Source organism: Sphingomonas sp. (assembly GCF_031426035.1).
Lineage (GTDB): Bacteria > Pseudomonadota > Alphaproteobacteria > Sphingomonadales > Sphingomonadaceae > Sphingomicrobium.
In genome coordinates, this window is sequence record NZ_JANPKO010000042.1 from 1 (window position 1) to 9,544 (window position 9,544).

Genomic DNA, 9,544 nt, shown 5'->3' on the forward strand with positions numbered 1-9,544 from the left:
GCCAGTTGCGACGCGGCAAGCTTGCCGCGGCGTTCGGCGTCGTCGCGCGCGGCGCGGTGATCGGCACCGTCACCGAGCGCGTCGAGCTGGTCCCTGAGCTTGTGCTGTTCGGCCGCGGTGCGCTCGGCCTGCGCCCGCGCGGCGTCAAGCGCCGCCTCGGCGACGCGGCGCTCGGCGCGCATCGCGGCCTGGCCGGCGAGGAGGTCGGCGAGCGCCGCCTCGGCGCCGCGCGACGCGCCCTCGGCCTTGGTCAGCTCGGCGGCGATGCGCGCCGACTGCGCCTCGGCGTCGACCAGCGACAAAGCGATCCGCGCGCGCTCCTGCTCGAGGCCGGCGATGGCGCGCGCGGCGTCGGTCTTGAGCGCTTCCTCGCGCGCGGTCTCGGCGGCGAGCGAGGCGTCGAGACGGCCAAGCTCGTCGAGGCGGCGGGCGACGGTGTCGCGGCGCGCGCGGGCGGTGGCGAGGCGATGCGCGAGGTCGACCCCGGCATCGCGCGCGTCGGCCAGCGCGCGGCGCTTTTCGGCGAGTTCGGCGGCGGCCGCCTGCTGCGCCGATTGCGCCTCGGCGATGCTGTGCTGGAGTTGGGCGACTTCTTCTTCGGCAGATCGCGCCTCGGCGGTGGCGGCTTCGGCGGCGCGATCGGCGGCGGCCCAGCGGGCATGGACCAGGCGCGCCTCGACCGAGCGGATTTTTTCACTGAGCTGGCGGTATTTCTCCGCCGCGCGGGCTTGCCGGCGCAGCGCCGCGGCGCGCGCTTCCTGCTCGCCCAGCAATTCGCCGAGGCGGACGAGGTTGGCCTCGGTCGCGCGCAATTTCTGCTCGGCGTCCTTGCGGCGGGCGTGGAGGCCCGCGATTCCGGCGGCTTCCTCGAGCATGGCGCGGCGCTCGGTCGGCTTGGCCGCGATCACCGCGCCGATTCGGCCCTGGCTGACCAGTGCCGGGGAATGGGCGCCGGTGGCGGCGTCGGCGAACAGCAGAGCGACGTCCTTGGCGCGGACGTCGCGGCCGTCGATGCGATAGGCCGAGCCGGCGCCGCGCTCGATCCGCCGAGTCACTTCGCTGTCGCCGTCCTCGCGCTCGATGAGGATGGTGACCTCGGCGAAATCGCGCGCCGGGCGGGTCGCGGTGCCGGCGAAGATGACGTCGTCCATGCCGCCGCCGCGCAACGACTTGGGGCTGCCCTCGCCCATCGCCCAGCGGATCGCCTCGAGCAGGTTGGACTTGCCGCAGCCGTTGGGGCCGACGACCCCGGTCAGCCCCGGCTCGATGCGCAGGTCGGACGGCTCGACGAAGCTTTTGAAGCCGCTGAGCTTGAGCCGCCGGATCTTCAAAATGGCGTCTCCGTGGCGATTGGCGTCAGCCGCCCACCGCGGCCTTGAGCTGCGGTTCGAGCGTCTGCCAATTGGCGGTCTTCTCGAGCAATTTGCCGTTGATGGTGAACGACGGCGTGCCCGGGAAACTGGGATATTGCGTGGTGGCGTCGCTGTTCATCTGGACCAGGCGGTTGATCTCCGCCTCGTTGGCGAGGCACTGAGCGCTCTTGGCCGACGGCAGCCCGCGCTGCGCCGCCCATTGCGGGAAGCCGGCGAGCTTGGCGATGGCGCCGAACTGCTGCGTCGGCGGGATGCCCTGCAGCGCCTGCTGCTGCTCCGGCGTGGCGGACTGGATGCGCTCGAACCAGCCGCGCTGGTCGGCGTAGAGCGCGCGGGTCAGCGGGAAAAAGCTGTTGGTACCGCCGCAGCGCGCAACCAGCGACGCGGCGAGATCGGCGGCGTCGCGCACGAAATTGCGAAATTCGAAGCTGACCTTGCCGGTTTTCACATATTGCTCGATCAGCGGCTTGGTCCCGGCTTCCTCGAACTCGGCGCAATGCGGGCAGGTCATCGAGCCATATTCGACCAGCTTCACCGGCGCGGCGGGGTTGCCCATGAGGAACCCGCCGGCCGGCGTGGTGGTGACCATCTTGCTCCAGTCGCCGCCCTTGGGCGGGGCGACCGCCTTGGCCGGCCCGGACGAGGCAGCCGCCTCGCCAGTCCCTTTTTCGGCGTTGCAGGCGGCGCTTGCGACGATCGCCGCGGCGGCGACCAACAGATAGGCAGGTTTCATCGGGTTCATTCGCTCCGGATGGGGACGGGAATCGGGTTTTCCTGTGCACTGTCAACGCGCGGCGCGCCAGTGGTGGCGGAAATCCGCGCGGCCAGCGATTCGAGGCAGGCACGCAATTCGGGGTCGGCGATCTGGCGCAGGCCCTCGCCGATCTCCTTCGGCACCGGCTGCGGGACGGGGCGCTGGGGCCGTGCGGCGGCGGGCAGCGGGGCGCCCTGGCGGAACACCAGCCGGTCGACCGCGGCATAACCGAAGAAGCGGTTGACGCGCTCGATGATCAGCGGGCCGAGATGCTGGACAAGGGGCGCGTGGGCGCCAACCACCAGCAAAGTGAGCACCCCGCCCGACTTCTTGCCGGCGGGGAAGCGGATCGATTCGGGTGACGAGACCTTGGCATAGCGCTCGCCGACGATCTCGCCCCAACGGCTGACGATCGCGCCCTGGACGAAGCCGAAACGCTTGAACGCGAGGCCGCCGATGGTCCCGACGAGATCGCCGGCCTGGCGCGCGCGGCCTGCGCGCGGCGCGTCGCGATCAGTCGCGGGGGTGCGGGGTTTCGCCATATCGGGCGACCATGCCATAGCCGCGTCATGCGCGCCAATGCCGCAAATCGCCTGATTCGACATTATGTTGCCACCGCCCGCGCCTTGCCGTGGCGGGCGCCGCCCGGCGAGGCGCCGCCCGACCCCTATCGGGTGTGGCTGAGCGAGGTCATGCTGCAGCAAACGACGGTCGCCGCGGTGACCCCGCGGTTCGCGCGATTCGTCGCGCGCTGGCCGACGGTGGAGGCGCTCGCCTCCGCGCCCGACGAGGACATCCTCAGCGAATGGGCGGGGCTCGGCTATTACGCCCGGGCGCGCAATCTGATCGCCTGCGCGCGGCTGGTCGCGGCGCGCGGCGGCTTCCCCGACAGCGAGGCCGAGCTGCGCACGCTGCCCGGGATCGGCGACTATACCGCCGCGGCGATCGCCGGAATCGCGTTCGGCCGCGAGGCGGTGGTGGTCGACACCAATGTCGCGCGGGTAATCGCGCGGCTCCACGCGATCGAAGCGCCGGCGCCAGGCCAGATTCGCGCGCTGACCCCCGCCGCGAGCGGCGACTTCGCGCAGGCGATGATGGACCTCGGCGCGACCACCTGCACCCCGCGCGCGCCGGCGTGCGGGGCGTGCCCGCTGAACGGCGACTGTTTGGCGTTCGCGAGTGGCGAGCCCGAGCGCTTTCCCGCGCCCACGGCCAAGAAGGTACGTCCGCTGCGGCATGGCGTGGCCAACTGGATCGAGCGCGATGGGCGGGTTTGGCTGGTGCGGCGGCCGCCCACGGGCCTGCTCGGCGGGATGGCGGCGCTGCCCGGGAGCGAATGGGCCGATGCGCCGGGCGAGGCGGTCGCTGCGCTCGGCACGGTGCGCCACGTGTTCACCCATTTCGCGCTCGATTTGACCGTGGTTGGCGGGGGCGAGCCGCGCGGCGATGGCTGGTGGCAGCCGCTCGGCATGCTGGCCGAGGCGGGGCTGCCGACGTTGTACCGCCGCGCCGCCGAGTGCGCGTTGGCAAGCCCGCTGCGGGCCGCCGCTTGAAGTAGGCAAAAGTCCCCCGTAAAGGCGGCCAACAGCATTTTTTGGACGGCATCCGCCGGGCAGGGATCACGCATGGACGACCGCTTCAATACCATTGCCGGCTGGGTGCTGGGCGCCGGGATCGTCGCGCTCGGTTCGTCGGTCCTCGCCGGCGAAATCTTTCACAACGAGCGGCCCGAAAAGATGGGTTATCCGATCGAGGGCGTGGTCGCCGAGGGCGAAGACGGCGCTGCCGAGCAGCCGATCGAAACCTTCCTCGCCAGCGCCGATGCGGCCAAGGGCGAGCAGGTGTTCAAGAAATGCGCGGCTTGCCACAACGCCGAGCCGGGCGGCGCCAACGCGCTCGGCCCCGCGCTGTACGGGGTGATGGGTAACCCGGTCGCCGGCCATCCCGGCTTCGCCTTCTCCGCCGCGCTCAAGGAAAAGGGCGGGCAGTGGGACTGGGCGCAGATGAATGCCTGGCTCAGCAACCCCAAGAAATTCGCGCCCGGCACCAAAATGACCTTCGCCGGGCTCGGCAACCCCGAGGAGCGCGCCAATTTGATGGCGTTCCTCAACTCGCGCGATGCGTCGCCGCTGCCGGTGCCCGCCGCGCCGGCCGCCGCCGAGCCGACCGACGACGCCGCGGCCAAGGCCGGATCGGGCCAGGGCGACGGCGCGCAAAAGGCCGAGAACGAGCCGGTGCTGACCGAGCAGCAGACCGGCGCCAACCCCAAGAATGTCGGGGGTGAGGGCGCCGCCAAGCTGACCGGCTCGCGGGACGCCAAGAAGACCCAATAGGCGCCGGCGCGGTGGTCCACAGCAGCGCCGCGACCCCAGACGATTATATTGCCGGGCTCGAGCCGGACCGCGCGGCGGAGATCGCCGCGGTGCGCGATGCGGTCAACGCCGCGCTGCCCACGGGCTACGCCGAGCGGATGGCGTGGGGAATGATCAGCTGGGAGGTGCCGATCGAGCTCAGCGGGCCGACCTATAACGGCCAGCCGCTGGTTTACGCCGCGCTGGCCGCGCAGAAGAACAGCAACTCGCTCTACCTCAATTGCGCCTATGTCTCGGCCGAGCGGAATGAGCGGCTGCGCGAGGCGTTCGCCGCGTCGGGGCACAAGCTCGACATGGGCAAGAGCTGCCTGCGCTTCCGCCGCGCCGCCGACCTCGACCTCGCCGCGATTCGGGACGAGATCGCGTCGACGACCCCGGAGGAATTTATCGCGCTCTACAGCGCGGCGCGCGCCCGTTAGTCTTCGTAATAGGCCTGGACGAAGGCCCACGCCTCGGCCGGGTCCTCGCACCAGTGGATCAGGTCGAGGTCGCTCAGCGCGATCACGCCCTCGTCGGCGAGCGCCTGGAAGTCGACCACCTTGCGCCAGAACTCGGCGCCGAACAGCAGCAGCGGCAGCGGGCGCACCTTGCCGGTCTGGATCAGGGTCAACAGCTCGAACAATTCGTCGAAGGTGCCGAAGCCGCCGGGGAACACCGCGACCGCGCGGGCGCGGAGCAGGAAGTGCATCTTCCTGAGCGCGAAATAGTGGAACTGGAAGCTCAGGTCCGGCGTGACGTAAGGGTTGGGGAGCTGCTCGTGGGCGAGCACGATGTTGAGCCCGATGGTCTCCTCGCCGACATCGTGCGCGCCGCGGTTGGCGGCCTCCATGATCGACGGCCCGCCGCCCGAGCACACCACGAAATTGCGCCAGCCGTCGCCCTCGGCGGGCGCGCTGCTGGCGAGGCGGGCGAGCGCGCGCGCGATGTCGTAATATTTGGACTTGGCTTTCAGCCGCTCGGCGATCGCGCGCTGCTGGTCGTCGGTTGCGGCGGCGATCAAGGCGTCGGCCTCGGCCGGGTCGGGAATCCGCGCCGAGCCGTAGAAGACGAAGGTCGAGCGCACCTTCATCTCGTCGAGCAGCAGCTCGGGTTTCAACAATTCGAGCTGGAAGCGGACCGGACGGAGATCCTCGCGGAGCAGGAAGTCGGTGTCCTGGAACGCCAATTTGTAGGCGGCGCTCTCGGTCTGCGGGATCGACGGGACATGCTCGGCGGCGCGCGCATCGACCCGCGAGGTGGGGAAAATGCGCCTGGGGGGGACGGCGTCGGTCATCCCGCCCGCATCTAGCCGCAAGCCTAAGCGGCGTCGACCTCCCCGCGCCGCGCGCTCCAGTCGATCCGCCGCGTGCCGTACATCACCCCCGCGAGCGCCGCGAACAGCAGCAGCGAGCCGATCAGGAGGGAGAAAGCCTCGAGGCTGAGGAGGATGTAGAGCACCGCATAGAGCGCCACGAGCAGCCCGCCGATCAGCCACGCGCGGCGCCAGCTCTTGAGCACCGCGGCCGAGTAAGCGGTATTGAGCCCGGCGATCGCTGCCGAGGCGAGGATGTAGGCGGGAGTGAAGCCGATCACCTCGGCGAAGGCGAGCAGGAGCACGAAGAACAGCACCAAAGCGGCGCCCATCAGCAGATATTCGACCGGCGTGATGCGGACGCCCGCGATGATGTCGAACATCAGCAGGGCAAGGAAAGTAAATCCGATGAACAGGAAGCCGTATTTGGTCGCGCGGTTGACCTGCGAATAGAGGTCGACCGGCTGGATCAGGCTGATGTGCGCGGTCTGGATCGCGTTGCCGTCGCGGGCGGGGGCCGGGGCGGCGTAGTCGGTGCGCGACGGGGGCGCCATGCGGTCGAGCGTGCCGGGCGCGCCGGCGTCGGCGGTCGAGACCAAAGAGCGGCCGAGCGCGAGATTGCCGACGCGGTAGCTGGCGGCAAACCCCCGGTCGTCGACGCGGCGCTGGGTGGGGAGGAAATCGCCGGCGAAGCTGGGGTGCGGCCATGCCGAGCGCACTGCCCAGCGGGTGTCGCCGGCCTGCGGGGCCAGGCTCAATGAGGCATTGCCGCGGAAATCGAAGGCGAAATCGACCGTCAGCGGCCGCGCGTTGAGCGGCGCCGCGTCGATCCACGCGAAGAAGCCGCGCCCGCCGTTGCTGCCGCCGCCGGGCTGGAGGCGCAGCGGCCGGCCGTCGGCGGCGACGGTCGGGTTGGCGCCGAGGCCGCGCGGGTCGCTCAGGGCAAAGCGCAGTTCGGCGCGGGCGAGGTCCATGTCGGCCATCGCGACGCCGTGGCGAGCCAGGTCGGGCGGGAAGGCGAAGCGCGCCTTGCCGGTGACCTTGGCGTCGTAGACCACGGCCTCGTAGATCGAGCGCTTGCGGCGCTCGGGGCGGACGTCGGTGGTGAGGTCGATGACCTCGGGCGCCAAGCTCAATTCGCGCATGACATCGCGGCTGCGGGTGACGCTGCGGCCGTTCTCGATCACCGTTTCCGAGGCGGTGGCGCGATAGGGGATGACGAGCAGCGGCCCGGCCAGCGCCTGCGGCCCGCCCCACCCTTCGGTGATCGAGGCGGCGGCCTGCTCGGACTGGCTCTGGCGGTCGTACACCAGCAGCCAGACAGAGAATAATGGGATGGCGAGGGCAACGCCGATGAGGATGGCGAGGAGCAGCTTGGAGCCCGGGGTGCGCTCACCATCGACTCGCCGCATCACGCTCTCCTGACCGCCTAAAACTCGGTTCGTCTACAAAAATGCACGGTTCGTCGTCAAGTCTTTCATTTTAGCGGCTTGCAATAGCGTTGTTGCTCCTCGGGTGACGAGCGCAATCGGCTGTCGATGTAATAGTCGAGCGCGGCGGCGGCGTAGGCCTGGTCGTGGATCGATTTGGCGGCGTCGCGCTGCCACCCGGCGATGCATGTTGTCTTGTCCGCGTCGGATCGCGCGCAGGCGAGGAGGTTGGTGTAGGCCGTCCGCCACTGGAGGAAATCGGTGCGCGTCATGGGGTCGCCGTGGCCGGGGATCAGCGTGGTGAACGGGGTCGCGGCGATCGCGTCGAGCGCTTTCGCCCAGCCGTCGGGGCAGGCGGTATCCATGAACGGCACGGTGCCGACCACCAGGTCGCCGACGATCGCGACTTTCGTTTTGGGGTCGTATAGCCACAGGTCGTCCTCGGTCGCGGCCAGGTGCGCGACGCGGACGTCGATCTGGCGCCCAGCGATCTTCAGCGGCCCGGATTGGGTCACGGGGCGGGTCGGCCTGATGCGCTCGGGGTTGTCGATCACCGAATGGCCGCGGACCATTTCCGCTTTGGCCGCGGGCGATGTTTTAGGGTCGTCCAGCGCCTCCCCGCTTTGCGCGCGGCTGCGCCTGAGGAAGGTCGCCAGCGCGCCGTCGACGGCGTTGGTGGCGTAGACCTCGGCGCGTGGGAAAAGCTGGCGCAAGTCGTGATTGCCGGTGGTGTGATCGAGGTGCCAGTGGGTGTTGACGATGGCCGCGATCGGCCGGCCGCGCTCCCTGGCGTAAGCGAGGATCGCCGCCGAGTGCGCGGGGTGGCGGCCGGTGTCGATCACGATCAGCCCGTCCGGCGCGTCGAGGACGACGGTGTTGCCGTCGGGGCCTTTGTCGGGCGGGATTGAGCCGGGGATGAGGTGGTAGGCTGGCGGATTGGCCGTTGCGCAGCTTGCCGCGGCCAGCACTACAGCGAATGCGAACAGCTTCATGCGTGTCCCCCGTTCCGAACGGCAAACGGCTGGAACACGGATGTTGCCAGGGGAAGCGGGTATTCGGCAGCCGCGTTGCGGGCGGCGACCAACGGCCGATCAGTACACCCGCGCCTTGGGCTTGATGTACTTCGCTTCGCTGGTCAGCGTGAATTCGTGGACCGGGCGGTAGTCGATGCCGACGGTGCCGCCGGTGCCGCCCCAGCCTTCGAACCACGCCACCGTGTGCTTCATCCAATTGGCGTCGTCGCGATTGGGGAAATCCTCGTGCATGTGCGCGCCGCGGCTTTCCTTGCGGTTGGCGGCACAGTGCATCGTCACCACCGCCTGCGAAATCATGTTGTCGAGCTCAAGCGTCTCGACCAGGTCGCTGTTCCAGATCAGCGAGCGGTCGGTGACCTTGATGTCGCGCATTCCGGCATAGGTCTTGTCGATATTGGCCTGGCCCTCGGCGAGCGTGCGGGTGGTGCGGAACACCGCGCAATCAGCCTGCATCACGCGCTGCATCTCGAGCCGGATCTCGGCCGTCGGGCGCGCGCCGTCGGCGTGGCGGAAGCGGTCGAGGCGGGCGAGGATGGCGTCGGTGGCGTCTTTCGGCGCGGCCTTGTGCGCGGCGCCGGGCTTGATCGTTTCACCGAGGCGGTGCCCGGCGGCGCGGCCGAACACGACGAGGTCGATCAGGCTGTTGGAGCCGAGGCGGTTGGCGCCGTGGACCGAGACGCACGCCGCCTCGCCCACCGCGAACAGCCCGGGCACCACTGAGTCGGGGTTGCCGTCTTTCAGGGTGACGACCTCGCCGTGATAATTGGTCGGGATTCCGCCCATATTGTAGTGAACCGTCGGGCTGACCGGGATCGGCTGGCGGGTCAAATCGACGCCGGAAAAGGTCATCGCAGTCTCGGTGATCCCAGGCAGCCGTTCGGCGAGTATCTTGGGGTCGATGTGGTCGAGGTGGAGGAAGATGTGATCCTTCTCCGCGCCGACACCCCTGCCCTCACGGATTTCCATTGCCATCGAGCGCGACACCACGTCGCGGCTGGCGAGGTCCTTGGCCGAGGGGGCGTAGCGCTCCATGAAGCGCTCGCCTTCCGAGTTGGTGAGGTAGCCGCCCTCGCCGCGCGCGCCCTCGGTGATCAGCACCCCGGCGCCGTAGATGCCGGTCGGGTGGAACTGGACGAACTCCATGTCCTGCAGCGGCAGCCCGGCGCGCAGCACCATGGCGTTGCCGTCGCCGGTGCAGGTATGGGCCGAGGTCGCGGTGTAATAGATCCGCCCGTAGCCGCCGGTGGCGAGCACCACCGCCTGGGCGCGGAAGCGGTGGATCGAACCATC

10 protein-coding genes are annotated in these 9,544 nt (G+C 69.8%); 3 read left to right on the forward strand and 7 right to left on the reverse strand.

Annotation, left to right across the window (positions count from 1 at the left end; all coding sequences use genetic code 11):
- The 3 genes from RMP08_RS02540 to RMP08_RS02550 all read right to left on the reverse strand — a co-directional run.
- On the reverse strand, positions 1–1,331 hold a 1,331-nt coding region (locus tag RMP08_RS02540), incomplete at its 3' end, for an AAA family ATPase (RefSeq protein ID WP_310467402.1).
- A 25-nt stretch (positions 1,332–1,356) separates the two neighbouring features.
- Entirely contained in the window at positions 1,357–2,115 is a 759-nt protein-coding gene (locus RMP08_RS02545) for a thioredoxin domain-containing protein (RefSeq protein ID WP_310467403.1), read from the reverse strand.
- On the reverse strand, positions 2,112–2,669 hold the full coding sequence (locus RMP08_RS02550; RefSeq protein WP_310467404.1) for a DciA family protein: 558 nt from the start codon (positions 2,667–2,669) through the stop codon (positions 2,112–2,114). The genes RMP08_RS02545 and RMP08_RS02550 overlap by 4 nt, the downstream gene beginning before the upstream one ends.
- A gap of 27 nt (positions 2,670–2,696) precedes the next feature.
- On the opposite strand from RMP08_RS02550, the gene RMP08_RS02555 reads away from it, so the two are divergent.
- From RMP08_RS02555 to RMP08_RS02565, 3 genes are all read left to right on the forward strand, one after another.
- Positions 2,697–3,680 carry an A/G-specific adenine glycosylase gene (locus tag RMP08_RS02555; protein WP_310467405.1) on the forward strand — a complete coding sequence of 328 codons (984 nt, stop codon included), beginning with the start codon at positions 2,697–2,699 and terminating at the stop codon, positions 3,678–3,680.
- A 72-nt stretch (positions 3,681–3,752) separates the two neighbouring features.
- A complete protein-coding gene (locus RMP08_RS02560) occupies positions 3,753–4,460 on the forward strand; it encodes a cytochrome c family protein (protein ID WP_310467406.1) in 708 nt (235 codons plus the stop codon).
- A gap of 11 nt (positions 4,461–4,471) precedes the next feature.
- Entirely contained in the window at positions 4,472–4,918 is a 447-nt protein-coding gene (locus RMP08_RS02565; RefSeq protein ID WP_310467407.1) for a DUF1801 domain-containing protein, read from the forward strand.
- On the opposite strand, the gene RMP08_RS02570 is transcribed toward RMP08_RS02565, so the two are convergent.
- The 4 genes from RMP08_RS02570 to RMP08_RS02585 all read right to left on the reverse strand — a co-directional run.
- Positions 4,915–5,772 (reverse strand): LOG family protein, encoded by an 858-nt coding sequence (locus RMP08_RS02570; protein ID WP_310467408.1) that lies wholly within the window; start codon positions 5,770–5,772, stop codon positions 4,915–4,917. The genes RMP08_RS02565 and RMP08_RS02570 overlap by 4 nt on opposite strands.
- Positions 5,773–5,795: 23 nt before the next feature.
- Positions 5,796–7,202: a cell envelope integrity protein CreD gene (gene creD / locus RMP08_RS02575; protein WP_310467409.1), complete on the reverse strand. Its 1,407-nt coding sequence runs from the start codon at positions 7,200–7,202 to the stop codon at positions 5,796–5,798.
- Between the two features lie 65 nt (positions 7,203–7,267).
- On the reverse strand, positions 7,268–8,212 hold the full coding sequence (locus tag RMP08_RS02580) for an MBL fold metallo-hydrolase (RefSeq protein WP_310467410.1): 945 nt from the start codon (positions 8,210–8,212) through the stop codon (positions 7,268–7,270).
- Positions 8,213–8,311: 99 nt separating this feature from the next.
- On the reverse strand, positions 8,312–9,544 hold a 1,233-nt coding region (locus RMP08_RS02585), incomplete at its 5' end, for an FAD-binding protein (RefSeq protein WP_310467411.1).